A 25,061-nucleotide genomic window follows, 5' to 3' on the forward strand; every position below is an offset into this window, starting at 1 on the left:
ACAAATAAGGAGTGTATTGCCATGAAGAAAACCGCCCCGTTTATCCTGATGATCCCGTGTGTGATTTTTGCGGTGCTGATTCTGTTCGCTTGTTCTAAGCCGCAGCATAAAGACGACCCTGCGGTACAGAGCACGCCCACCGAGCCCATTCAGACGCCTGTTTTGATCGAAGGCAAAAAAGAACCGTTAGAATTGCTATACAACACCCTAAACAATCCCGGCACACAGACGCAGAACGGTTTTTACCGTACCGTCGATACCGGAGAGAGCTTTTCCAATATCGTCTACATTGACTTTTCTTCTCAGAGAATGGTCTATTTGTGCGCGCAGCCGAACTGCTCGCACAGAACGCCCGATTGCACCAGCTATCTGGATTCGGAATTGTCCCGCGGGGGATTTACTGCGTGTGCGGATTCCTTGTATTTCTTCTCTCCCAACGGGGAAATCTGGAGGATGAATCTGGACGGCAGCGAACGTGAAAAAATCTATACCGGTGCAGCTGCTGCAAATCTGACTACAAACCTGGCTTATGACGGCGACAATTTGTTCTGGATTCAAACGATTCCCAGCGGCGAGAAATCCACATCCCGTTTGGTATGCCTGAATTTGTCCGACTATAACCTGCAGGAGCTGTGTACCTTTGACGAAACCGTAAGTATTGCGGCTGTGCAGGACAGAAACATCGTATTGCAGCACAGGTTTACCGATGAAACGATGTCGGTCGGAAAATTTGACGTGGATACGCAGCAGGAAGCCCTTATCTATACAGACGAAAACGCGTCCGCAAAATATGGGCTTGTGGATTTGACCCGGTATGTGTATATTGACTACACGGATAAATCGGTAAAGGAAATTATCTTCGGCGAGCAAAACCCCATTACCCTGTTGGAAAATCTTGATATGAATGAGAACACGCCCATTGCTATCAATGAGATGCGGGACAACCATTTTGCCTTTACCATCCATCGCCCCAACGGAGATAGCCCGTACATGATCCATGACTATTATTCCCTAGACCTGACAACCGGCAACATGGTACATCAACTTCCCGTCATAGACAATATGGGGGAAGAAACCTCCGCCGAAATCGTGGCGGATATGCAGGACGCCTATCTGGTACGCTGCGGGATTCAAAGCGTAACCTATCACACCGTGATGGACGATGGTACGATTCAGCAAAGGGAAGGTCCCTTTGCACAATACGGAATGATCAGCAAAGAAAACTATTGGAAGGGCATCTCCGAATACACAGCCATTCAGTCCGATGTGAATCTGTAAACGGAACCTGTTTTTGCGTTTTCATAGCAAAAAAACAGTCTTTTATTACACCTTCGTTGATTTTTTGCGGTTGCAGTGATATAATTGCAGTGAATTCAATGTATGTATACCCGAAGTAAGTTTTTCCGATTTATTTAAGTGCCTGTGTACAGGCGCTTAAAATTGTCCTAATAGCAACCCGATGAAACCCATCAGATGGGAGGCTTATCAAAAATGAAATCTATTTGTAAGTTGCTTTCTTTAAGTTTGATTATAGCTTGCCTTGGCGGATGTAGTACTGCTAACACGGAAACAGCATCCTCTTCCCCCGCCACTTCCTCTGCGGCAGACTCTACGATCAGCAATACTTTCACATCTGCCGGAGATGGTTTATATGTAACCACTGACTCCGGAATTTATGAAATCCAGACGGTTTTTCCGGATTCTGCAAGCATATTTTATACGGATGTTAATACAAAGGAACGTGTTTTTTTGTGTGCCAATCCGAACTGTACTCATGCAGATGAAAGCTGTTCCAGTTATATAGCCACTCCTTCAGCTATGTTTCCGCCTATGATTTTGCATGTGGGCAATCAACTTCTGATTGTGTTTACCGAAACCACTGACTCCAGTAACCCGCATGGAATGTTGATGAATATGGACGGTTCTAATCGTCGAACCGTATTCGAACTTGAATCCAACCAATATATACAAGGCGGATTTTGCAGCTCCGGAAATGACCTTTATTTTGACCTTTATGAAATTGATGATAACACAAACATCACATACCAGCTGTGGCATGCAAATTTCCAGAATGAAACTTTTGAAAAGGTGATGGACCTGGGATCTGACGATAGCCATTATTCCTTGTGCGATGGTGTGGGCAATGAACTGTGTTTTAATCATATTTCATCCAATGGAATTAGCTATTGCATGTATGATCCGCAAAGCCAAACAATGTCTGATCCGTTTTTTGTTGACAGTAGCGCGAGCGGGAATTCGATGATTCAAGACGGTTACCTTTTTGTCCTCAATGAACAGGAAAATTCTGTCCAAAGAATACGTTTGTCGGATAAGACACAGACAAGTGCCACTTATACTGTAAAAGATGGTTTCGGCGCGCCAAGTATGAGGTATCTATTTGATGGGAATTTACTGATTACCGAAGCACAAACGACGGAAATCGATGTGCCAACCAATGACTCCTATGATATATGTTCTTATATTCTGGATTTTGACACGGGTAATTGCACAGAATTTACCTTACAAACTCCGTACAATAACCGCCCTGTATATGTGCTTACAACCATCGGAAACTTTTGTTATGTAGCAATAGATTACAAAACATATACTCCGACCTCCGTTTCTGAAGACGGAACGGTTTCTGATTTTGATTACGTTGCTAATATTTACGCATTTATTACAAAGCAAGACTATGTAAATTCAAATCGCAACGGTTACTTAATGATCAATGATGCATTCAAATGATTTCACAATCATTTGAATGTTATAGATTAACGTTGCTACTTACCGCGGTACTTTTGACCTTCTACAAGACATTTTCTCTATAACGATTCTGAAATTGATTATTTGGTATGGCGCTTTTTTCATTATAGAGGATACACTGATAAACGCTGAATTATAATTATTATATGAATACTACATTTGTTATCGACTCCCTCTGCAAGACCTATATTTCGCGTATCTCGATGTTACCGTTCGGGAAAAATGCGCGGACACAAGTAAAAAGAGCGCTGTCGGGCGTGTCGCTCACCCTGACGCCGGGGCTTTACGGTTTGCTGGGTCCCAACGGCGCGGGCAAATCCACCCTGATTCACATTATCACAGGTACGCTTGCGCCCGATTCCGGCGAAGTGCTTTGGTGCGGCAAGCCCGCAACGGGCATTGCCTTCCGCCGCATTCTGGGCTATATGCCGCAGCAGCAGGGGCTGTACGACAGCTATACCGGGCGGCGCTTTCTGGCCTACATGGCCGCGCTGAAGGAAATCCCGCGCAAGACCGTTGCCGTCGAGGTAGCCCGCGTGGCAGCCGCCGTAAACCTGACCGCCGAGTTGGACAAGCGGCTTTCTGCCTATTCCGGCGGTATGAAGCAGCGGCTGCTGCTGGCATCCGCCCTGCTGGGCGACCCCAAGCTGCTGATTTTGGACGAACCGACGGCGGGTCTTGACCCCAAGGAGCGAGTTCGCCTGCGTGAATTGCTGGCAGATATGGCAAAAGACCGCATTATTCTTGTGGCAACGCACGTTGTTTCGGACGTGGAAACGGTGGCAACCAAGGTTATTCTTTTGCGCGCCGGCAAGATCGTGGACGCCGCGCCCGTGCCGGAGTTGATTGCCAAATACGCACCCGACCAAGGGCTGGAGGATGTCTACCTGAATGTGTTCGGTGAGGGGGACGGCAAATGAGCCTGTTTTTTGCTGAACTCCGCAAGGTATGGGGCGGCAGAGTGTTCCCCGTCCTGCTGGCGATACTGGCATCTGCCAATCTTTTGCTGCTGTGGATGGGTACCCGCCCCACCGCCAAGCAGCCGCCCGCGTCCGCCTACCGCGCTGTGGGGGCGGAGCTTAACGGCAAATCCATGGAGGAAAAAGGCACCTACCTGCGCGAAAAATGCGAGGAGATAGAAAGTCTTGTCAAAATCGGGCAGTATTATCGGGAACTGGCTTACGGCGACTACGGGCTGACCCAATATCGGCAGGACAACGCCGCTATGTTCGACGCCTACGAGCAGGAATACAGGGACAAATCCTATTCGCTGTTTACCGACAATCTGAACACCGAATACCGCCTGTTCAGCCAACTGCAGAACGAGTACGACACCGTGGCAGGCTACGGCGATTTTTTGCAGGGTGTGCAAGCCAAGGCGACCCAGTTGTCCGGCATCTCGATTTTTCAAAACGACCGCACCGGGTACGATCTGAAAAATATCGAATTGACCGCACAGGTTTATGCCGGGCTGACCGAAACGCCCATTGATTATTTTCCGCAAAAAGGTCTGTACACGGCCATCAGCTATGCGTTCACCGACCTGATTTTGCTGGCGTCTATGCTCTTGCTGGCGCTGATCCTTGTGCGGCAGGAGCGCGACAGCGGACTGCTGAGCCTTGTGCGCAGCCTGCCGGGCGGACGGTTGAAAACAGCCCTTGCCAAGCTGGCGGCCTTTGCTGCCAGCTTATTGGTCGTTCTTACGGTGCTGTATGGGGTCAACCTTGCCTATTGCTCGGCGTCCTTCGGTTTAGGCTCGCTGCATCGCACCATTCAAAGTGTTCCCGCCCTGATGCGCTGCACCATGCAGATCACCGTAGGGCAATACCTGTTTCGGTTTTTGCTTGCCAAATGGGCGGGCGCGTTTGTGATGGGGCTTTGGGTCATGCTGGCTGCCCTTGTCGCCAAACGTGCCGCCGCCGGGTGGGTCGGCGCACTGGCGCTGCCCTTGGCGATGTACGGCATTCGTGCCGCGATTCCCGCAACAAGCCATTGGAACGTCATAAAATACGCCAATATGGTAAGCCTGCTGCAAACCAACGAGCTGCTGGGAAATTATCGGAACCTGTTCTGGTTCGGCAGCCCTGTCAGCCTGCCGCTGGTCGAATGGCTGACGGCAGCCGTTTTGGGCGGCGGCTTGTTTGCGGGATTCTGCGCGGTTTTTGCCAAGGCACAGCTGCTGCCGACCGCCAAGCGCAGCCTTACCCTTCCGTTTTCGCATACAACGCGCGCCACCTCCGTCCCCCGTGAGGAGGGCAGAAAGCTATTGCTGATGAACGGTGCCGCGGTGTTTTTGGCGGCATTTCTGGCGTTCGGCATCTATCAGGGCGTAACGTCGGAAAGCTATCTGGACGCGGACGAAATCTACTACGCCTATTATATGAAGCACATTTCGGGACCGTGGCGCACCGAAAGCTACAACTGGCTGACCGAGCAGGGCAAGGAATTTGCCCCCATGCTGGAGGTGCAGCGGCGCGTAATTGGCGGCGAGCTGAGCAGCGACGCCCTGCTGGCGTACAACTCTTTGCAGCAAAAATACACGGTGTATCAGCAAATTGTCCAATCCAACATACAGTATTATCTCAAGCAGAATCCCGGCGCATGGCTTGTTTATGAAACCGGCTACCGAAAGCTGTTTGGCTTTACCGGAACCGCCGATGTGCAGGATACCCTTTTGGCAGGGCTGTTGTGCGCGCTGTGCTTCAGCGGTCTGTTTGCGATGGAGCGCAAGGGCGGCATGGATGAAATTCTGGCAGCCACGCCGTTGGGTCGGAAATATACCGCGAAAGCAAAGCTGCGGCAAAGCACGCTTGTTGCGGCAGGGATTGCCTTCGGAACGGTTTTGCCGCATCTGTGGCAGATCCTGCGGGATTACGGGCTGCCCGCGTTGCTGGCCCCGGCGATGAGTATTTCCGAGCTGCAGGCTGTGCCGAAGTGTATCACTTTATCGGATTTGCTGCTCTTTTGGCTGCTCTGCCGCTTTGCCGCCTGCCTTTGTATGAGCAGAATCACCCTGTGGCTGGGGCAGAAATTGGGGAATCTGCTGCCCGCGCTGTTTATCAGCGCCGTGGCGTACTGTCTGCCCGCGCTGCTGAGCCTTTCCGGCATGAAAAACGGCATCGAGTGGCTGGGGTTTTATCCGCTTTTCCACGCCGCCGCACTTTGGCAGACCCAAGGCGACAACACCCTGTGGGTGCCGATTTTTCTATTGTTTGTCGCATTCTTCCTTGCGTGGAGCATAGGACAGGTACTGGTTTGTGACTATGAACGAATCGGTGCTTCGGACGAGGTATAAAATCAGGAAATATACACTTACCCTTAGAAGCATCGATTCCGACTGCGGTCATTCGTTTTCCACCCTGTTTGAATTTGCAATGGCTTCCGCCTTTTGCTTATTGGTTGTTCAATCGCTTGGGCAACACGAACGCACCGCTTTACGGTGGGGTTACCCACAGATAGATGGGAGGTCTACTATGTTATTATGTAAAACCAAGAAAATCTTTATTATAGTTTTGTGCACGGCAATAGCTTTCCTGGCTTTTTCTCTTTCCATGTCAGCCTCAGATGATAGCATCGGCAAAAATGTCGGAGGTGATACCATAAGAATCAGCAGATATCCATTATCGCACAGCAAGATTCTTCTTACAATTATGGATGGCGATGCGGTTATGGCAGTGTAACCTTAGGGGAAGCAAATTCTCAAGCCCTCTGCGGCAGCGGCCTTTGTAATGAAACCGATTCGTACTCTTTTTTTATATCGAATAAGACCGACCATGCCATCCGCATTACCTCCGGCTCGATTGAATACCACTAAAACAAAGAGGGCTGCTTCTGCCGCCACAAAATAGCGCACATCCGTGGCGATTTCAAACTTCTCTGCCGGTGCTGCACCCATATACGGGTTATGAAGCGCCGCCGCATCGTTATTGTAAATCGTCACGCAACAAAATGTTGCTAAAATGCGCATTGCCTTGTATAATATGGATATAACTAACCGGAAAGGCGGGCTGGACATATGAAGTATATTTTGATGCATCGTGAAACTTCCGTTGCTGTGCTGAGTATCAACGACATCAGCGGCACGGCATATCGCGTGGACGATGTGTTGCAGCCTGCCCATCTGCCGATCGGATTATACGCCGCTGACCGCAAGGAGCTTGCCAGGAATCTGAATCTCTGGCTGTCGGGACGTACCATCCCTGCCAGCCGTTCGGGATTTCACCGTGCGCTGGAGGATTTACAGGTTCAGAAGAAATTGCAGCTGTCCGCCAACGTCTTGATGATGAAATGCTTTGCGTTGAGCCTATCCGATCAATATTGGCTCAACCCCGCCGAGCAGCCGCTGGAATGGAGCAAAGTCAACTTCTATAACAACGATTTTTCGGAAGATGTCGGCAACATTCTGTTTGGACAGATCCCGCAACAGGACAGCATTGACCTTGTTTCCCCCTGCAACACCTCGGACGGCTGGCTGAAAAAGAAATGGAAGATCCTGAACGGTCAGCGTGTGTTGGTAAAGGGCGGCAGCGGCATGGCTCAGCAGGAGCCGTTCAACGAGGTCGCCGCTTCGCTGCTCTGCCGCAAGCTGGGTATCCCGCATGTGGAATACAGTCTGCTGTTTGAGGGTAACAAACCCTATTCCGTCTGCCCGAATATGACGACGGATCGGCAGGATTTTGTGAGCGCCTATTATATCTTTTCGGCTTTTCCCCGTGCGGACGGCGTAAGCGCCTATGACCACTTTCTTTCTTGCTGTGAAAAGCTGGGCATCCCGGATGTCACTAAACAGTTGCAGCAGATGATGCTTCTGGATTATCTGATTTGCAATCAGGATCGCCATTTCGGCAATTTTGGCGCTATCCGTGACGCGGTAACGCTGGAATGGGTCGGCTTTGCGCCGATTTTTGACAGCGGCACCAGCCTTTGGTTTGACCAATACGCTTCCAAAATCCATGCGCTGACTGATGCCCCCGCCAAACCGTTCGCCGCCACGCAGCAGGCACAACTTGCCTTTGCAAGGGATGGATTGCAGACGCTGGACCTTTCCGCACTGAATGGCTGCAAAGACGAGGTTCTTGCAATTTTTGAGCAGGCGCATTTCGGTGAGCCTGACCGTGCCAACATCTTGGCAGATGCCTTGGCTGCTCGCTGTGAATTTCTGCAAAAAGAAGCGCTTATTTCAAAATGACAACAGCCTTTCCCGATGCTTTTGAAGCGCAGGGGAAAGGCTGTTTTTGTTATAGCGCTCACACAGTCTGCAAAATTTTCTCTAAGGCGTTTTTATAGGCTGCGTCCTGCTCTTTGGTACGCTTGGGGCTGCCCTTGGGGTGTTTGCCTGCGCGGAGGAGCTTTTTGTTTTCGTGGCGGCGAAACAGCAGCCCGTCGATATTTTCGGACGTGTATTCCAAGCCGTTCTGGTTCAGCACGCGGGCGCGGCGTGCCAGACACATACTTGCCAGCCCGTAATCCTGCGTAATGACGAGATCGCCGGGGCATACGCGGTTCACCAATGCAAAATCTACACTGTCGGCACCTTTTTCAAAGGTCAGGGTTTGTGCGCCGTCGCGCTGGATCTGGTGGGCAGTATCGCATAGAATCATCACGGGAACGTTATATTTTTCGGCTGTCTGAAGGGTCAGATCCACCACCGGGCAGCCATCGGCATCTATCAGAATCGTCATTTCTCGCTCTCCATAATCCAAGCAAACGCCCTTGCTGTCCGCAGGTCGGCATCCTTGAAGTGACCGCCTGCGTTCCATTCCAGTGTGCACTCTGTGCCGCACCGGGTCAGGGCGCTATGCAGGGCGCGGATATTGCCCCCCACGGCCGCCATCGTCTGGTTTTTGGTGTGTTCCTCGCGGTCGCCAAGGCTCAGGTAAACGCGCTGCGCTTGGATCGGGTGCGCCGCTTCGTATTCTGACCAGCCGGGAAACCATACGGACGGCGATGCCGCCGCCACACCGTACAGCGCGTTCGTCTGTGTTGCCGCCCACAGCGCAAACAGCCCCGCCAGCGAGTAGCCACCCAAAATAACCTTGCCATCTTCCTTTACAGAATACTGTCGGCGGATGTCCAGCACAGCCTGCTCCAGCCACGCCAGCGTATCCCCTGCCCTGCCGCCAAAGCCCTGCCTGCCCCACGCGGGCGATGCGGACCAAGGCGACAAGTCATCGTTCCAATTTTCCACTGGGACAGCGACCAGCAAAAACGGTCGTGCCGTTTGCCGGCGCAAGGCTTCCGCTTCCCGCTCCATCCCTGCAAGGTCGTGTTCGTTCGCCATTTGCAGCAGCAGGTATTCGGCACCGACCGTGCCATAGATGTGGCAGGTTCTGTTTTGTATCTGCAATAACCGTTTATCCATAAATCGATAATTCCTTTCCTTTGCATTATAAGGCCTGCACACCAAAGAATCAAGCTCGTGCCGGATTTGTGCGGGCTTTGCCGTTGAAACTGCCGGATTTTTGTGGTATACTTTAAACAGTATGCGGATTTTTCCCCCGAAAATGTGGGGTGCCATAAAAAGCTGCGACCGTAAAGGAGAATTTTGGAATATGAAATTAGGTATCGTGGGTCTGCCCAACGTGGGCAAATCGACCCTGTTCAACGCCCTGACCAGCACACAGAATGCGCAGGCGGCCAACTATCCGTTCTGCACCATTGAGCCGAACTCCGGCATTGTGCCGGTGCCCGATGCCCGCCTGGACAAGCTGGCGGAGATCTGGCAGACCGACAAAAAGACCCCTGCCATCGTGGAATTTGTTGACATTGCAGGTCTTGTCAAGGGTGCAAGCCAAGGCGCGGGTCTGGGCAACAAGTTTTTGGGGCATATCCGCGAGTGCGACGCCATTGTCCACGTTGTGCGCTGCTTTGATGACGACAACATCATCCATGTGGTCGAGGACGTCAACAAACCCGAGAGTGTCGACCCCATCCGCGACATTGACGCCATTGATCTGGAGTTGATCCTGGCCGACCTGGAGGTCGTCAGCAACCGTCTGGGCCGCCAGCAGAAGGCTGCCAAGACCGGCAACAAGAACGCTGCCGCCGAGGCCGCCTGGCTGGCCGAGCTGGCTGCCTGGCTGGAGGGCGGCAAGCCCGCCCGCAGCTTTGACTTTGACGAGGGCGACGACGCGCAAAAGGCTGTGCGCAAGGAGCTGGGTCTGCTTTCCGCCAAGCCCGTCATCTATGCCTGCAACGTGGGCGAGGACGACCTGCTGGGCGGTCTGGACGAGAACCCCTACCTGCCGCTGGTCGAAGCCCGCGCCAAGGAGGAAAACGCCCAGGCTATTCCCATCTGCGCGAAAACCGAGGAGGACATCGCCGGTTCCACGCAGGAGGAAAAAATTGCCTTCCTGCAGGAGATGGGCATCGAGTCCACGGGTCTGGACAAGCTGATCAAAGCCAGCTACGAGCTGCTGGGGCTTATCAGCTTTTTGACCGACGGCAAAAAAGAATGCCGCGCCTGGACCATCAAGCGCGGCACCAAGGCACCCCAGGCCGCCGGTAAGATCCACAGCGATTTTGAGCGCGGCTTTATCCGCGCACAGGTCATTGCCTACAACGATCTGGCAGACGCCGATTTCAACTACGCCGCCGTCAAGTCCAAGGGCTTGCAGCGCACCGAGGGCAAGGAATACGTCGTGCAGGACGGCGATGTGATCGAGTTTTTGTTTAATGTATAACAAGGAGACCGCGATGAAGTTTGGAATTATGGGCGCTATGCCCGATGAGGTCGACCAGCTGTGTGCCCGCCTGACCGACGTGACCAAGGAAAGCTACGCCGGGGTCGAGTACCACTGCGGCACCCTGCAGGGCAAGCAGGTCGTCGTTTGCTGCGCCGGCATGGGCAAGGCCAACGCCGCCGCCACCGTGCAGGTGCTGTGCACGAAATACGGCATAGACACGCTGATTTTCAGCGGCATCGCCGGCAACATGACCAGCAAGATCGGCATCGGTGATGTCTGCGTGGGCGAGACCGTCGTCTACCACGACGCCGAACTGAGCATGATTGCCCAGAGCGCCCCCTTTACCACCGAGTATCACGGCGACCCCGCCCTGGTCAAGGCCGCGCTGGACGCCTGCGGTGCCTGCGGCGTTAAGGCGATTGCGGGCAAAATTGCCACCGGCGACACCTTTGTGGGCGACGCCGCCACCAAAAAGAGCATTGAGGAAAAATGCCACCCCGACTGCGTTGAGATGGAGGGCGCGGCCGTGAGCCAGATCGCCGCCCGCAACGGGGTTCCCTGCGTGGTTCTGCGCGCCATGAGCGACAACGCCGACGAGAGCGGCTACGAGGTGCTGGTGGTCAAGCAGTTCAGCATTGCCGAGTACATCAAGACCGCCACCGAAATCGTGGCGCATATGATCGAGAGTCTGTAAGTTCCCTTCCGACAAAACGAACAGCGGCAGCCCGGCGGGCTGCCGCTGTTCGTATTTGCCGCTGCTTACACAAATTCCCGCCAGGTCTGCTCGGCGTGGGTCTGCATATCGCACAGTTCGCGGTTCAGCTGCTGTGCACCGGGGCTGGCGGTGGGGTAATCCTTTTCGGCGCGCTTACAGTTCAGCACACCCTGACCGCTGCCCTCGGCCAGCATGGTGGCCAGGTTGCGGGTGGATTTATCCAGCATCGTGCGGCTGCGTATGCCCATGCTGACCCCCATTTTGGCGGCGGCGCTCTGCCCTTCTGCCTGCGCACCCAGTGCCGCCAATGCCGTATGTGCCTGCTGGTTCAGACGGCGGTACTCGTTTTTTTGACGCATCATCTCGTTTTTTAAGCGCTGATCGCGGGTAAGCCCCATCATTTCGTCCAGCGTGTTTTTGCCCATCTCGGTGTTCTGCACGATTTCCTGCAGCATTTTTTCGTTGTCCGATTGCATAGTAAAATCCCCCTTGTGTACGGTTGCCGGTTTGCGGTCAACCTTAGTATGTACACAGGGGGGATTTTTATGCGGTTCTTACAGGCGGCTTTGCGCCAGAGAGAGCATCATATCCCAGGACGAAGTCTCGCCCCATTCGGCAGATGCCATCTCGGTGGTAAAGCTGCCGCGGCGGGACAGGCTGATGCTGTACTCCTTGTTGGCCTCGTTCATGGCGGTGCGCAGGGTCTGCAGCATGGCGGCGGCGGGGCTGCCCACAGTCACAATGGCAAACAGGCCGTCCTCCAACCGAGCCAGCACGGCCTTGTGGGGGTCGGTGCCCACGTTCAGCAGCAAAAGCCCGGCAGCCATATTCAGCACACTTCCGGCGGCGGCCAAAGATTCTTTCTCGCGGATGGTCCAATACTCGTTGATGCGCACCAGCACCACGCCGACGGGCTGACCCTGACGGGCGGCTTTTTCGGCATAGCGGCGATATTCCCCGTTGATGTAACGGGCATTGAACGCACCCGTCGCATAGTCGCGGCGCAGTTCCTCCTGCACCTGGGTCAGGGCACGGGCCAGCGAGTTTTCGGCACCCACGGTGCGGGCCAGCTCACGCGGGGTCTGGCAGTAAAGCTCCGCCACATAGGGGCAGCCGTCCACCGTGATAGCCTGGCAGAGCACCAGTTCGGGGCCGTTTTCCGCAGCCGTCAGGTCAATGCCGCGGCCGGTCTTGTCCATGGCGGGCAGATTTTCCACCGGGCCGGTGGGCTGCAGCGTGGCGGGATCCAGCGCGACGTTGCGGCGCGGATCCACCAGCACGGCCTTGCCAAAAAGCTGCTCCATGGCAGCGAACTGCATGGCCAATTCCTGCGCGGTATATTGTAATTTCATATTCGCGGTTTCCTCGTTCTGCCGGCATGGCAGCATTATGCGTTTCCTGTGACACGGTATAGTTTAGGCGACACCGCATAATTCCCGCCTTACGGCTTAAGCACCGCTTCGGCGGCTGCGGCACGGCATCTGCGTTGCCAAAATGCTCGATAAGACATCCAGTATTATCTGCGCTTTTGGCTTAGCATCTGCCGCACCTCGCTCGCCGTATCGGCACTTAGAATTATGCGGTATTGTCTTTATTTTACCATAAAGAAAAATTTTTTCCTATTCTTGCCTTGCACAAAGAAACGTTGTCGGGAAACGTTTCCCTTGGGGATTTACACAAAATTTGCCTGTTTGGCTTTATGCCTCGGCTCGGAAATACCGTGCGCACAGCGCGCGGATCTCCTTGGCCAGGGTCGGGGTCACGGCCGACTCGGCCACGCGCCAGCACCAGTTGCCCTGTGCCTTGCCGGGGGTGTTCATGCGGGAGGCGGCGGGTTCTTCCAGCCAGTCGGCCAGCGGCACAATGGCCAGCACCGCCGGGCTTGCCAGCACGCCGCGCAAAAGGCCGCGCAGCTCACCTTCCTGCCTGGTCAGCGCAAAATAGGCGCGCGCCTGCTTTTGCCCTGCCGCGCCCAGCTCACCTTCAAACCAGCCCTTGAGGGTGTTGTTGTCGTGCGTGCCGGGGTAGGCCACGCAGTTGCGCGGGTAGTTGTGGGGCAAATCGACGCTGTCCTCCCCCGTAAAGGCGAATTGCAGCACCTTCATGCCGGGGAAGCCGCTTTCTGCCAGCAGCAGACGAACGGAGTCAAACATCTCGCCCAAGTCCTCGGCCACGATGGGCAGATCGCCCAGGGCGGTGTGCAGCATACGGAACAGATCCATGCCGGGGCCTTTTTCCCAGCGGCCGTTGCGGGCGGTCACCTCGCCGGCGGGGATAGCCCAGTAGGTGTCAAAGCCGCGGAAGTGGTCGATACGCAAAATGTCGTAGGTACTCAGGGCATGGCGCACACGGCGGACCCACCAGGCATAGCCGGTGTCGCGGTGATAGTTCCAGTCATACAGGGGGTTGCCCCACAGCTGGCCGTCGGCAGAGAAGTAGTCCGGCGGGCAGCCTGCCACGCGGCGGGGACGACCGTCGGCGTCCATCTCAAACAGCTGGCGGCCCGCCCAGGCATCGGCGGAGTCGGCGGCTACATAGATGGGGATATCGCCCATAATGGCCACATTCCTGCTCTTGGCGTAGGCGTGCAGGGCGCGCCACTGGCGGTCAAACTCGTACTGGACAAAGGCCCAGAACTCCACCTGCTCGGCATGCTCGGCGCGGAAAGCCTCCAGCGCGGCGGCATCGTGCAGGCGCAGCTCACGCGGCCACTTTTGCCAGTCCACCATGCCGTTTTCTTCCTTGATGGCCATGTACAGGCAGTAGTCGGGCAGCCAGTCGCTGCTTAAAAACTGAAAACGATACCAGTCGTCCGGGTAGGGGGTGTCGTAACCAGGCACGGGGCGCTGCCGCAAAAAGTTTTGGTAGGCCTTGCGCAGCACGGCAAAGCGCTGGTTGTACAGCGTGCCGTAGTCGACCTGTTTGGGGTCGCTGCCCCAGGACAGCTTGGCGAAGTCGCTTTTTTTCAAAAGGCCGTCCTTGACCAGCAGGTCCAGATCGATAAAATAGGGGTTGCCCGCAAAGGCGGAGCAGCTCTGGTAGGGGCTGTCGGCGTAGCCCGTGGGGCCGACCGGCAAAATCTGCCAGATGCTTTGCCCCGCCTGCTGCAAAAAATCCACAAAGGCGTGGGCGGGTGCGCCCAGGCTGCCGATGCCGTACCCGCCGGGCAGGGCGGAAATCGGCATCAAAATGCCGCTGCAACGTTTGAACTTCATCTTGTTTTTTTCTCCTCTTGTCCGCAAAATTGTTTATTGGGGCTGTGCTTCCCCATAAGCTGCAAAAATTTCGACCACGCGGGCGGTAAACGCCTTGCGCTGTGCCGCCGTGTGCTTGGTGCCGCGCAGGGCGGTTTCGTTTTCCGCCAGGGCGGCGGCGGTGCCCTCGTTGACGGCGGTTGCGGGCAAAATGCCCGTACCCACCTGCTTCACCTGCAAAGCGCCCATCTCGGTCTTATCGGACGCGGTGTTCCACGGCGTGATAAGCCCCAGCGTCTCGGTCAGCGCGGCCTCGCCGCTGCCGCCCGTGTACAGCCAGAGCGCCGCACTTTTCGCCGCCTTTTGGGCAGCCTCGTCGGCGTCGGCGTTCAGAGTGATCCACCCTGTGCGCGCCAGCACGGGGTAGTTCAACAGACCGGTCAGGTTGTATTCCTCGGTGGTCAGGTCGCTTTCTTCCAGCTCGCACTTGAAGGGTATCAGCGCCAGCCCCTCGCAGGCGTCGCTGCCGTAGGCAGCCAGCAGGTCGGTCAGCTTGCCGCGGCAGAACACCGCGTTCTCTCCGTCGGCGGCCATGTGGTCGGCCTCCAGCGTCACGGCGCTGTATACGCCGTTTACGGGGCCTGTCAGGGCATCGGCGGTATACTTGCCGTCGGCGGCCAGCAGGGCGGCGGTGTAGCCTGCCGCCACATCGGTGGGCGGGGCAAACACTGCCGTGGCTGCCACATCGGCGGGGCGCTGCGCGGGCAGGGTGTAGTCGGTGCCGCTCAGCGTCACCTTGGCCGCCTTGGGCGCGTCCAGCCAGGCGGACAGTGTTTCGATAAAATCGCTCCACTCGGCCCAGGAGGCATTTTGCAGCGCTGTCACAGCGTTTTCGCCCAGCAGGGCGGTCAGCGCGGCCTCGTTGGCCCAGTAGCCGTACAGGCAGCTGCCCATCGGCAGGCTGTCGGCATCGGTAAGTCCGGCGCGGTCGGCAGCGGCCTGCAGCAGGGTGTCGCTGCTCATCGGCAGGGCATCCACACCGTCGGGCTTATAGTCCGTCAGCAGCAGGGCGGCGGTGCGGTCGCCGTTTTTCAGCTCAACGTCCTGCGCGGCGCAGTATGCCTGCAAGGCAGGAGCCAGCGCGGGGTCAGCGCAGGCGTTCAGCGTCTGCGCCGCAGGGGGGGCGATTTCCTCCACCGAGCCGGAGGACACCGCCGGCATGACACTGCACCCTGCCAGCAGCGCGGCCGCCGCCAGCACAGCTATCGTCTTTTTGATCGTTTGCATGGTTTTGTTCCTCTATGTAGGGCAGAATTTTTCATCTTTCTTTATTATAAATGATTCCGGAGGTTTTTTCCACACCTGTTTTGTGTTATAATAGATAAAATTCCAAAAAATAAGGGAGGTTGCCCGCTTGGCAACACAAAAATTATACGAAACCGATGCCTATGTGCAGGAATTCACCGCCGCCGTCCTCAGCTGCACACCGCAGGGTGAACACTTTGCCGTGGTGTTGGACCGCACCGCCTTTTTCCCCGAAGGCGGCGGCCAGCCCTGTGACCTCGGCACGCTGGGCGGCGCAAACGTGCTGGACGTGCGCACCGACGGCGAAACCGTGACCCACCTCACCGACGCCCCGCTGCCCGTGGGGCAGACTGTCACGGGGTGTCTGGACTGGGCGCGCCGATTGGACGCCATGCAGCAGCACACAGGCGAACACATTTTAAGCGGTACACTGCATCGGCTGTTCGGTGCCGAGAACGTGGGCTTTCACATCGGCACCCCCTATGTGCGGATGGACACCAGTATCCCGCTGACCGCCGCCCAGCTGGCCGAGGCCGAGGCGCAAGCCAACGCGGCCGTGCGCGCCGATACCCCTGTGCGCTGCTATGTCCCCGATGCCGCCGCGCTGGCCGCCACCGAGTACCGCAGCAAAAAGGAAATTGACGGTGCGGTGCGTCTGGTCGAGGCGGGCGGCGATCGCTGCGCCTGCTGCGGCACACACCTTGCCCGCACAGGTGAGGTAGGGCTGATCAAGATCATCAGTGCCCAGCACTACAAGGCCGGTATGCGGCTGGCCGTGGCCTGCGGGCAGCGCGCCTATGACGCCGTGGCCGCCGCCTGGGCGGATTGCGAAACCGCCGGGCGGGCACTCAGCAGCCCCGTGGGCAATCTTTCCCCCGCGCTGGCACGCCTGCAAAGCGGGGAGGCTGCGCTCAGGCAGCGGTTGGCCGCCCTGCAGAACGCCCTGGCGGACAGCTACGCCGCCACCGCCGTGGCAGGTCAGCCCGCTGTTTTGTGGGCTGACGGGGCGGACGGCGACGGTCTGCGCCGCATCGCCGTAGCCGTTGCCGAAAAAACCAACGCTGTCTGCTGCGCCGCCGCCCCCGGTGGGCAGGGGCTGGCCTATGCGCTGGCCGGCGGTGCCGCGGGCGATGTGCGCCCCCTGTGCAAGGCGCTGAACGCCGCCTTTGCCGGGCGCGGCGGCGGCAAGCCCGCCTTTTGCCAGGGCAGCTTAGCCCAGGCAGATTTCACGGCACTTCGTACTTTTATACAAAATCACGGACAGGAGTAAACCACTATGCGAATGAGATTCAAGCCCTATGCCCGCCCCGAACTGCTGGCATGCGATTTCCATGTACACGAGCCGCTGGCCCACGCCGGGCACTGGCACGAAACCTACGCCCGCCCCAACCAGCCGTGGCATCTGGAGCTGGGCTGCGGCAAGGGCGGCTTTCTGGCGCAGCTGGCGCCCCAACACCCCGACATCAACTATCTGGGCATTGACATTACCGACAAGGTGCTGATCTTAGCCAAGCGCAAGGTCGAGGCAGCCTATGCCGAGCGCGGCCTGACGCCCGATAACGTCAAGATCGCCAGCCTCGATATTGAGCGTCTGGGCAACGCCTTCTCCCCCGCCGACCGCGTCAGCCGCATTTACATCAACTTCTGCAACCCGTGGAGCAAAAATGCCGGCAGCAACAAGCACCGGCTGACCCACCCCCGCCAGCTGCTGCAATACCGTAACCTCATGGACGAGGGCGCCGAGATTTACTTTAAGACCGATGACGATGACCTGTTCCGCGACAGTCTGTCTTACTTCCCCGCCGCGGGGTTTGAGATCACCTGGCAGACCTTTGACCTGCACGCCGACGAACCGTCCTGGAACCTGCGTACCGAGCATGAGGGCATGTTCAGTGAGCAGGGCATTCCCATCAAGGCGCTGATTGCCCGCAAAGCCCCCGACAGCACCGTGACCTGGGTCGAGCCGAAGGCGCTGGCCAAGCAGCAGGAGGAGCCGGAGGATGTATGAGTTTTTGGTACAGGCGGTGTTCTGGTTTTTTGTCTACGGCTGCATCGGCTGGTGTGTAGAGGTCGTGTTTGCCGCCGTCAAAGAGCATCGCCTGGTCAACCGCGGCTTTCTGTGCGGACCGATCTGCCCCATCTACGGGTTCGGCATGGTGGCGCTTGTCAACAGCGTAAAGCTGCTGCCGCAGCGTGACACGCAGGATATCAGCGCCGGCACCGTATTCGTTGTAGGCATGGTTTTGACCACGACCATTGAGCTGATCGGCGGGTGGACGCTGTTCCAGATTTTCCACATCCGCTGGTGGGATTACTCCCAACGCAAGTTCAACCTTGGCGGGTATATCTGCCCGCTGTTCAGCCTGTTGTGGGGCTTGGGCAGCGTACTGATGGTCAAGGTCGTGCATCCGTTTTTTGTCCGCGCCGCCGCGCCGATGCCGGTGCGGGTGATGCTGCCCATCGACTGTCTGCTGCTGGTCGTATTTGCCGTGGACGCGGTCGTGTCCGCTGCCGCTGCTGCCGGGCTGAACAAGCGCCTTGCGGAAATTGACGAGCTGCGTGCCCGTCTGCGCGTGACCAGTGACCGCATGACCACCGTTTTGGGTACAGGTGCCATGACCGTTGACACCTTTTTTGACGAGCAAAAATTGCAGCTGGCTCTCGCCAAGCTGGAAGGCCGCGAGAACGCCGCCGAGCTGCGCGCCGAGCTGACCGCCCGCGCAAGCGAAGCCCGCGAACGCCTGCACGCCATCGACCGCGACCACGTCGGCGCCCGCCGCCTGCTGCGCGCCTTCCCCGATATGTACAGCGCGCGGTATGAGGAATCTCTGACCACCACTCGCGAGGCGCTGCGTCGTCTGCAGCGTTTGGCACACTCCGCCAAGGAGGCCGCCTCTGATGCCGCCGATGCCGCCAGGCTGGCCGCCGCCACGGCCCGCGACGCCGCCGCAGATAAGCTGCGGAGATAAGGCTGCTGGCACCGTAAAATAAAACTCGCCCCCGACTTACAAGGGTGCTCATAAGACAGTAATTCTAAAAATTACGACTATGGCATCTGTCAGGCGGGATTGGGAACAGAATAACGGGTATCTGGTAAAAGCCGGATACCCGTTATTTTTTTGCCGTCACGAAAAGCAATAGATTTATTCACAGCTTTCAGGTATAATTGCCTTAAATCAATCCTATGGCAGTATGATCGAGGTGCAGACTCACAACACCGATCTGAAAAAGCGGCTGACAGCATTTGCAGCGAATTACCCGGAGCGCTGCCGCCAAATTGGCGATGACGAGCAAGGCTGACTGACCTTTGAGATTGAAAAAGGCAGATTGAGTTTTCGGTTGACTGCACCGTATAGTGAGGCGCGGAAACAGGCGGCAAGCGAGTGGGCGAAGAAGAATGGAATCAAAGGTTAATGTCGAAATGTTCAAAAAATTTTGCTATAATTTTTGGGAAGGTGTAACGAAAGCCAATTAAAAAGCGCTTATAAGGGTGAAAGGCCTTTTACTACAGAGGAAAGGAGATGAAGGCTTTGGATGACACTAAGATTATAGACCTGTTTTTTGAACGCGATGAAACCGCAATCCGGTACGCTTCCGAAAAATATGGAAACCGTCTGCGTTCGCTATCCCACAGTATTGTAAAAGATAGGCAGACTGCCGAGGAATGTGAAAATGATACTTACATGGAAGCGTGGGATACGATTCCGCCCCATGAGCCAAGAAGCTATCTGTATGCGTTCCTTGCCCGGATCATCCGTCATCTTTCCCTGAACTGTTGCCGTGACCGCAGTCGGCTGAAACGCAGTGCATTCATATGCGAACTCAGTGCAGAGATGGAACAGTGTATTCCTGCGCCCGACGATGTTCAATGCCGCATCGAGGATAAAGTCTTTGCCGATGCGATCAATGAATTTCTCATCCGACTGGATGAGGAAAAAAGAAATATTTTTGTTCGCCGGTATTGGTATCTGGATTCCATAGCTTCTATCTCCGAACGCTTCGCCTTATCACAGAGCAAAATTAAAACTACGCTCTTTCGCTGCCGAAATGAGCTTCGGGAGTATCTCGAGAAGGAGGGTTACTCCATATGAGAGGAAATGATTTTTTAGAAAAGATGGGGCTGATTGATCCTGCCTATGTTGAAGCAGCAGATACCGCAACGAACAAAAAGAAAATTTCCTGGATGCAGTGGGGAGCGATTGCTGCTTGTTTTGCAGTCATTGTTGTTGCAGCAACGATGCTCTTCCCACACGATGAACCAGAATTGCCCTCTGACCTGCCGATGCTGTCGATTTCTGAAAACACTTCGGGTGGAATGGGATATGAGGGATATATGGCTTATGACATTTCGGAACTCGTAAACGCGAATCCCTGGAATGAAGAATCCGAGATATCCGCACTCCCGGTCTATCAAAACCTCTTACACTACAATGAGTACCATATTGCATCAGGAGCGGATTTTGATAAAATGCGGGAGTTTATCCTGGATGTTGCTGGGAGATTGGGGCTTGATCCAAGCAACCTGACGGTCACTGACAATGCACCCAGCGAAGAAGAAAAACAGCAAATAACAAAAGAGTATGAAGCGGGAGGCTCGGTTGTTCCTGATGGATATTTTGATCCGACTGCACTAATCATAGAAGCCGATGGAATAAAAATAGAAGTAGACCAAACCATGACAGCGACGATACATTTTGATCCTGTCGTATCTCTCCCGGAAGAGTATAACTTTACCCATTATGCGTCCTACGTTGATACGGCTGCCGTGGCAGATTATTTAAAAGGCGAATATAGAGAGCTGATTGGCATGGACAATCCTCAAGTAAACATTCATGGTGGGGATTACAATATCTATAGCCAGCAAAGTTTTTCCATTGAGTTTTTTGATGCGGCCGACCATGATATCGAGCAAATCATCAACTACAATTTCAATCGGGTGGCATTCTATTGTGATGACAATGGAAAGCTGTTCCTGGCAAGGGTATTTCAGCCCGATTTGTCAAAGAAAATGGGGGATTATCCAATCATCAGTTCGGGTAAGGCAAAAGAGCTGTTGTTAAATGGCAATTATCTTTCGACTGTCCCGTATGAATTTCCCGGCGCAGAGTTTATCAAGAAAGTCGAACTCATCTACCGGACAGGCGGATATGAAGCGTACTATATGCCATACTATCGCTTCTATGTTGAACTGCCGGAAGTTGAACACGAAAATGGATTAAAAGACTACGGAGCATTTTATGTTCCTGCGGTGGAAGGCACCTATATTTCCAATATGCCAACATGGGACGGAAGTTTCAACTAAGTGGAACCGGAATTATCCCTTGGCAACAAGGGCGCACTTCTATACAGGGGCAAGCCCTGTATGTGCGCTCTGCGAGGCGAACAGCCCGGACACTTGAATGTCCGGGCTGTTTTGCGTCACACCGTTCCGAACAAGGGGCTGCACCCCTTGCTGCTGGACTTATCCGGGGCTGTAGATCGCCTTGACAAACTCCCGCAGCGCATACGGGGTAAGCGGCATCAGGGCATCCGCATTTCCTATGACCTTGTGGGCTTTATCCCCGAGGAAGAACTGCTGAAACAGGAAACGGCGTGACCGAAGCCACGCCGTTTCTTAGAGAATATGATATTACTTTCTTATGACCCCCGCCCATTGCGTCGGGGGCGTTTCCGCTTTTATGGCAGACTACTGGCGCGGCACAGATGTCCTTGCTGCCCTGCTTAGTTCAACGCCGTCAGCTTTTTGCGCAGGCTGCGCATGGCAATCACAGCCTTGCGGCGGCGCGGATCGGGCTTGTTTTTCTTTTCCGGGATCAGGTAGATATCACTGTCCCGCCCCAGTTCGTCGCCGTCGTCGTCCAGAAGGTCGGGCATCACAGGTGCCAGGGGGCTGGCTGTCGGGGGCACCTCCTCCGGCAGCTTGGTCTCCTCCTCAGGGTGGACGATGGGGTAGGAAAATATCGCACCCGGAATCTCGATTTTTTCTTTTTTGGGCGTTTCCTCGCGGTCGGCAGGCGTCGACACGGGACGCACTACGGGGCGCACCACGGGTTTTACCACAGGCGGCTGCTCGGACGCGGTGTTCTCAGCAGCAGGCTGCGGCATTGCCTTAGGCTCGTCAGGCTGCAACGGTTGGGCGGGCGGCTCGGTGGTTTCGGGGGCGGGATGCTCGGCCTCGTACAGTTTCTCGGCCTCGCTGTCGATCTTATCCTCCGGCAGCGTAAATTCCGGCAGCTCGGCCGGTTCGGGGATTTCCTGCTGCTCAGGCAGCGGCACGGTATTGCGGCGGGCAAAGTCCTGCACTTCCTGCAGTTCCCCCACCAGCTTTGCCATAATATCCAACGCTGCCGTGCGCTTTTCTTCCATCTCGGACACGCAGCGTTTCAAATCCTCCAACCGCAGGCGATGGGCATTCTGTATCTCCCGCGCCTCGTCCGTGGCAGCCTGCACCAGCTTGGACGCCTCCTGGGCAGCCTGCTCCCGCGCCAGCTTTTCAATGGCTTTTGCCTTGGCATCGGCGTGCAGCAATACACTGTCCGCCTCGGCCTTGGCCTCGCGACGGATGACATCGCCGTCATAGTGTGCCCCCGCAATAATGGAGTTTCGATCCTCCTCCAGCTGCTTGCGGGCGTCGTCGTGGGCGCGGCCCTTGATGCGCAGCGCAGCGGCGGCATCGGCGGCCTTTTCGGCCAGTTCGGAGTTTTCCCGCACAAGGTCGTTGTTCTTCAGGCGGAGCACGGCTACCTGGTCACTCAGGGAGTGGTTGCGCTCCTGCACCTTGTTATAGCGCGTTTCCCAGTCGATCTGCTCGCCGTTCAGCTTGTCCGCCTTGGCCGCCAGTGTGGCATTTTGCGCGGTCAGGCTCTGCGCCTGCCCCAGCAGTGTCTGGCAGCGGCGGCGCAAAGCGTCCGATTCCGCGCGGATCTCCTGCTGCTGTTTTTCGGCGTCCGCCAGGGCCTGCTCATAGGCAGCACAAAGCTCGCGCATGGCGCGACGCACATCGTCCGGCTCATAACCGCCAAAGCGTGTCTTGCGCAGTGCGCTTTTTTCTATGTAGTCGTTTACGTCGATCTTAAACATTTCGGCAGGTCCTCTCGTCTTTTATGCGCATCCTGTCAGATGTTCCCGCAGGAACAAAGGTATATATACTTATTATATAGCGCATATCGTGGAACTGCAACCATATTTTGCAAAATTCCCTGTCGGTAATCAGACCAAGGGCTTTTCCATCGGCAGATATGCACCGTGCTCGTTGGGGATTTCCTGCCCCGTGAACACATAGCCGTTCTTGCACCAGAACCCTGCGCTTTGCGGGTTGCCCTTGTCCACCGCCAGCCGTATTTTACGGCAGCCCTGTGCGGCCAGTGCAACCTCGCACTCCCGCATCAGGGCGGTAGCGCGGCCCTTGCCCTGTCCATCCGTCTCGGTGATGAACCACCCCACAAACGCCGTGCCTGACTGCGGGTAGTCGAGGATCAAATCCATCACGGCCACAAGGTGACCGTCCTCAAAAAAGCCGACAAAATGCTTGTCCCGCATCGTTGTACCGCGCGGCAGGGCGGCCATGTCCTCGGTGATGCTCTGTACCGTGGGCAGCGGCGGGTGATAGCGATAGAAGATCTCGTTCTGCACAGCTAACGCCAGCACAGCCTCCGCATCGGCAGACGTCAGCCGCCGCACGGTGTACTGATTTGAAAGTCCTTGTACGTCCATGGTTTGTCCCTTCTTTTTGATTTTTTCGGACGGCGGTGCGCCGCCCTGTTCGATTCCTCGCACCTCGGCAAGGCTGCCGTTTCTTTTGACCCGGCGGGAATCTCCCGCGGGCTAACCAAAGCCCCACTGGGGCTTTGGTTGCGCACTGCGGTGCGCCGCCTTGTTCGATTCCTCGCACGGAAGCATACAAAAAATCCCTCATCCTAAGATGAGGGATTTTTGCATGACCCGTGCGGGAATCGAACCCACGTTAACGGCGTGAGAGGCCGCTGTCTTAACCGCTTGACCAACGGGCCATATTAAAAAGAGAAGCCGGCATCTACCTATTTTCACAGGCCGTCTCCAGCCAACTATCTTCGGCACAAGTGAGCTTAACTTCTGTGTTCGGAATGGGAACAGGTGGAACCTCACCGTCATCAACACCGACCGTACTCGGCCACCGCCAAATTTCTCTTTTTATATTATAGCGGCATCCTTCCCTCTTGTCAAGTGGAAATTTTGAAAAACTACTAAAAAATATGAGGTTGCGAAAAATTCACCTGTGTGATACAATGCAATTACTATATAAATTTGTCGATTTCTTTTCAACGCAGGAGGAACACCCAAATGTTCGATTTCTTCTATCTGTTTCAATGGCTGTTTCCCGTCATGTTTTTGCTGGTTTTCGGCATGTTAATCGTCACACTTTTGCGGGGCCTAAAAACCTGGCACACAAACAACAATTCCCCTCGCTTGACCGTCCACGCTGCCGTGGTTACAAAGCGGCAAAACACATCCTACCACAGCCATCCTGCAGCGGGCGACGCGTCCGGGGCGCACGGTTTCCACAGCAGCTCCCATACAACCTACTATGTCACTTTTCAGGTGGAAAGCGGCGACCGAATGGAGTTTGCTGTGACCGGCCGAGAGTACGGTATGCTGGCAGAAGGCGATCGCGGCCAACTGCATTTCCAGGGCACGCGCTATCTTGGCTTTGATCGTGACATCACCGCACAGTAACCTTGCAGGCCGTCATAAAAGGGAGGGGTTTTGCCCCTCCCTTTAGCTTGTAGAAAAAGCCTGTTTTCGGAAGATTTGTAGGGATGGGTCTTGACCCATCCGCACATCTGGCCGCGCGCAGCGCATAAAATCGCGCCGAATGGCGCGCGGTTTTCTCGTAATGTCGTGCTTTTGGCAAGGCAGCACGGAACGGTCAAGACCGTTCCCTACAAACCAACTGACAGGTCACAAATGCCGCATAATGTCAAATAAGGTTTTTCGACAGCCTGAAGGGAGGGGGTTTACCCCTCCCTTTTAGACTGTCAAAATGACCCTTTTGACGCATGATAATAAGTTCGCGTTGCTTTATACGAAAAAACTCCCCAGCCTAAGCTGAGGAGTTTGGTGACCGGTGGTGGGAGTCTCCTGCGGGCTAAGCAAAGCGGTGCGCCGCCTTGTTCGATTCCTCGCACCTCGGCAAGGCTGCCGTTTCTTTTGATCCGGCGGGAATCTCCCGCGGGCTAACCAATGCCCCACTGGGGCTTTGGTTGCGCACTGCGGTGCGCCGCCCTGTTCGGTTCTTCGCACGGAAGCACAAAAAAAATCCTCATCCTAAGATGAGGAATTTTTTGGTGACCCGTGCGGGAATCGAACCCACGTTAACGGCGTGAGAGGCCGCTGTCTTAACCGCTTGACCAACGGGCCATA

At 55.6% G+C, this 25,061-nt stretch carries 24 protein-coding genes, 2 tRNA genes and 1 rRNA gene; 15 read left to right on the forward strand and 12 right to left on the reverse strand.

The genetic code is table 11. The features are described 5' to 3' along the window. Positions 1 to 21 precede the first annotated feature (21 nt). The 5 genes from Q0I19_RS06410 (at position 22) to Q0I19_RS06430 (ending at position 6,443) form a co-directional block, all read left to right on the forward strand. A complete protein-coding gene (locus tag Q0I19_RS06410) occupies positions 22 to 1,278 on the forward strand; it encodes a hypothetical protein (protein ID WP_294758343.1) in 1,257 nt (418 codons plus the stop codon). Between the two features lie 213 nt (positions 1,279 to 1,491). Then, the gene (locus tag Q0I19_RS06415; RefSeq protein ID WP_294758344.1) at positions 1,492 to 2,745 is read left to right on the forward strand and encodes a hypothetical protein; all 1,254 of its coding nucleotides are present in this window, start codon (positions 1,492 to 1,494) and stop codon (positions 2,743 to 2,745) included. Positions 2,746 to 3,020: 275 nt separating this feature from the next. Further along, positions 3,021 to 3,683 (forward strand): ATP-binding cassette domain-containing protein, encoded by a 663-nt coding sequence (locus Q0I19_RS06420; RefSeq protein WP_294758345.1) that lies wholly within the window; start codon positions 3,021 to 3,023, stop codon positions 3,681 to 3,683. After that, positions 3,680 to 6,058 carry a hypothetical protein gene (locus Q0I19_RS06425; protein WP_296023437.1) on the forward strand — a complete coding sequence of 793 codons (2,379 nt, stop codon included), beginning with the start codon at positions 3,680 to 3,682 and terminating at the stop codon, positions 6,056 to 6,058. The genes Q0I19_RS06420 and Q0I19_RS06425 overlap by 4 nt, the downstream gene beginning before the upstream one ends. A gap of 178 nt (positions 6,059 to 6,236) precedes the next feature. Then, complete coding sequence (locus Q0I19_RS06430; RefSeq protein ID WP_294758347.1) at positions 6,237 to 6,443, forward strand: hypothetical protein; 207 nt, start codon at positions 6,237 to 6,239, stop codon at positions 6,441 to 6,443. Positions 6,444 to 6,445: 2 nt separating this feature from the next. Here the strand turns inward: Q0I19_RS06430 and Q0I19_RS06435 are convergent, their stop codons facing one another. After that, positions 6,446 to 6,730 (reverse strand): hypothetical protein, encoded by a 285-nt coding sequence (locus tag Q0I19_RS06435; protein ID WP_294758348.1) that lies wholly within the window; start codon positions 6,728 to 6,730, stop codon positions 6,446 to 6,448. A gap of 48 nt (positions 6,731 to 6,778) precedes the next feature. On the opposite strand from Q0I19_RS06435, the gene Q0I19_RS06440 reads away from it, so the two are divergent. Continuing rightward, positions 6,779 to 7,951: a HipA domain-containing protein gene (locus tag Q0I19_RS06440; protein ID WP_294758349.1), complete on the forward strand. Its 1,173-nt coding sequence runs from the start codon at positions 6,779 to 6,781 to the stop codon at positions 7,949 to 7,951. A 58-nt stretch (positions 7,952 to 8,009) separates the two neighbouring features. Here Q0I19_RS06440 and Q0I19_RS06445 read toward each other — a convergent pair whose 3' ends face one another. Together Q0I19_RS06445 and Q0I19_RS06450 are read right to left on the reverse strand one after the other, a co-directional pair. Continuing rightward, positions 8,010 to 8,444, reverse strand: coding sequence for a DUF188 domain-containing protein (locus Q0I19_RS06445; protein ID WP_294758350.1), 435 nt, complete (start codon positions 8,442 to 8,444; stop codon positions 8,010 to 8,012). Further along, on the reverse strand, positions 8,441 to 9,124 hold the full coding sequence (locus Q0I19_RS06450; protein ID WP_294758351.1) for an alpha/beta hydrolase-fold protein: 684 nt from the start codon (positions 9,122 to 9,124) through the stop codon (positions 8,441 to 8,443). The genes Q0I19_RS06445 and Q0I19_RS06450 overlap by 4 nt, the downstream gene beginning before the upstream one ends. Positions 9,125 to 9,314: 190 nt before the next feature. Here Q0I19_RS06450 and ychF point away from each other — a divergent pair, with 190 nt between their 5' ends. After that, positions 9,315 to 10,445: a redox-regulated ATPase YchF gene (gene ychF / locus Q0I19_RS06455; RefSeq protein WP_294758352.1), complete on the forward strand. Its 1,131-nt coding sequence runs from the start codon at positions 9,315 to 9,317 to the stop codon at positions 10,443 to 10,445. Positions 10,446 to 10,458: 13 nt separating this feature from the next. Next, the gene (locus Q0I19_RS06460; protein ID WP_294758353.1) at positions 10,459 to 11,142 is read left to right on the forward strand and encodes a 5'-methylthioadenosine/adenosylhomocysteine nucleosidase; all 684 of its coding nucleotides are present in this window, start codon (positions 10,459 to 10,461) and stop codon (positions 11,140 to 11,142) included. Between the two features lie 65 nt (positions 11,143 to 11,207). Here the strand turns inward: Q0I19_RS06460 and Q0I19_RS06465 are convergent, their stop codons facing one another. From Q0I19_RS06465 to Q0I19_RS06480, 4 genes are all read right to left on the reverse strand, one after another. Continuing rightward, positions 11,208 to 11,639 carry a hypothetical protein gene (locus Q0I19_RS06465; protein WP_294758354.1) on the reverse strand — a complete coding sequence of 144 codons (432 nt, stop codon included), beginning with the start codon at positions 11,637 to 11,639 and terminating at the stop codon, positions 11,208 to 11,210. A 78-nt stretch (positions 11,640 to 11,717) separates the two neighbouring features. After that, the gene (locus Q0I19_RS06470) at positions 11,718 to 12,515 is read right to left on the reverse strand and encodes a diguanylate cyclase (RefSeq protein ID WP_294758355.1); all 798 of its coding nucleotides are present in this window, start codon (positions 12,513 to 12,515) and stop codon (positions 11,718 to 11,720) included. A 345-nt stretch (positions 12,516 to 12,860) separates the two neighbouring features. Then, a complete protein-coding gene (malQ, locus tag Q0I19_RS06475; protein WP_294758356.1) occupies positions 12,861 to 14,378 on the reverse strand; it encodes a 4-alpha-glucanotransferase in 1,518 nt (505 codons plus the stop codon). A gap of 33 nt (positions 14,379 to 14,411) precedes the next feature. Next, entirely contained in the window at positions 14,412 to 15,644 is a 1,233-nt protein-coding gene (locus Q0I19_RS06480) for a hypothetical protein (RefSeq protein ID WP_294758358.1), read from the reverse strand. A 127-nt stretch (positions 15,645 to 15,771) separates the two neighbouring features. On the opposite strand from Q0I19_RS06480, the gene Q0I19_RS06485 reads away from it, so the two are divergent. The 6 genes from Q0I19_RS06485 to Q0I19_RS06515 all read left to right on the forward strand — a co-directional run bounded on the left by Q0I19_RS06485 (position 15,772) and on the right by Q0I19_RS06515 (position 21,258). Beyond that, positions 15,772 to 16,932 carry an alanyl-tRNA editing protein gene (locus tag Q0I19_RS06485; RefSeq protein WP_294758359.1) on the forward strand — a complete coding sequence of 387 codons (1,161 nt, stop codon included), beginning with the start codon at positions 15,772 to 15,774 and terminating at the stop codon, positions 16,930 to 16,932. A gap of 6 nt (positions 16,933 to 16,938) precedes the next feature. Beyond that, entirely contained in the window at positions 16,939 to 17,670 is a 732-nt protein-coding gene (gene trmB / locus Q0I19_RS06490) for a tRNA (guanosine(46)-N7)-methyltransferase TrmB (RefSeq protein ID WP_294758360.1), read from the forward strand. Continuing rightward, complete coding sequence (locus Q0I19_RS06495; RefSeq protein WP_294758361.1) at positions 17,663 to 18,631, forward strand: hypothetical protein; 969 nt, start codon at positions 17,663 to 17,665, stop codon at positions 18,629 to 18,631. Before trmB ends, Q0I19_RS06495 begins: the two co-directional genes overlap by 8 nt. Before the next feature lie 561 nt (positions 18,632 to 19,192). Next, positions 19,193 to 19,753 (forward strand): RNA polymerase sigma factor, encoded by a 561-nt coding sequence (locus Q0I19_RS06505; protein WP_294758362.1) that lies wholly within the window; start codon positions 19,193 to 19,195, stop codon positions 19,751 to 19,753. After that, positions 19,750 to 20,964, forward strand: coding sequence for a hypothetical protein (locus Q0I19_RS06510; protein ID WP_294758363.1), 1,215 nt, complete (start codon positions 19,750 to 19,752; stop codon positions 20,962 to 20,964). Before Q0I19_RS06505 ends, Q0I19_RS06510 begins: the two co-directional genes overlap by 4 nt. Before the next feature lie 147 nt (positions 20,965 to 21,111). Continuing rightward, positions 21,112 to 21,258, forward strand: a complete 147-nt coding sequence (locus Q0I19_RS06515) for a hypothetical protein (protein WP_296023443.1) — start codon at positions 21,112 to 21,114, stop codon at positions 21,256 to 21,258. A 125-nt stretch (positions 21,259 to 21,383) separates the two neighbouring features. Here the strand turns inward: Q0I19_RS06515 and Q0I19_RS06520 are convergent, their stop codons facing one another. The 4 genes from Q0I19_RS06520 to rrf all read right to left on the reverse strand — a co-directional run bounded on the left by Q0I19_RS06520 (position 21,384) and on the right by rrf (position 23,802). Beyond that, a complete protein-coding gene (locus Q0I19_RS06520; protein WP_294758365.1) occupies positions 21,384 to 22,742 on the reverse strand; it encodes a hypothetical protein in 1,359 nt (452 codons plus the stop codon). Between the two features lie 129 nt (positions 22,743 to 22,871). Continuing rightward, positions 22,872 to 23,375, reverse strand: coding sequence for a GNAT family N-acetyltransferase (locus Q0I19_RS06525; protein ID WP_294758366.1), 504 nt, complete (start codon positions 23,373 to 23,375; stop codon positions 22,872 to 22,874). Positions 23,376 to 23,599: 224 nt separating this feature from the next. Continuing rightward, a tRNA-Glu gene (locus Q0I19_RS06530) sits at positions 23,600 to 23,671 on the reverse strand. A 14-nt stretch (positions 23,672 to 23,685) separates the two neighbouring features. Next, positions 23,686 to 23,802, reverse strand: a 5S ribosomal RNA gene (rrf, locus tag Q0I19_RS06535). Positions 23,803 to 23,981: 179 nt separating this feature from the next. Between rrf and Q0I19_RS06540 the strand changes: the two genes are divergently transcribed. Beyond that, positions 23,982 to 24,374 (forward strand): DUF2500 domain-containing protein, encoded by a 393-nt coding sequence (locus tag Q0I19_RS06540; RefSeq protein WP_296023446.1) that lies wholly within the window; start codon positions 23,982 to 23,984, stop codon positions 24,372 to 24,374. 609 nt (positions 24,375 to 24,983) lie between these two features. Here Q0I19_RS06540 and Q0I19_RS06545 read toward each other — a convergent pair. Next, positions 24,984 to 25,058, reverse strand: a tRNA-Glu gene (locus tag Q0I19_RS06545). Positions 25,059 to 25,061: the final 3 nt, after the last annotated feature.

Source organism: uncultured Gemmiger sp. (assembly GCF_934561205.1).
In the GTDB taxonomy this organism is placed as follows: Bacteria; Bacillota; Clostridia; order Oscillospirales; family Ruminococcaceae; genus Gemmiger.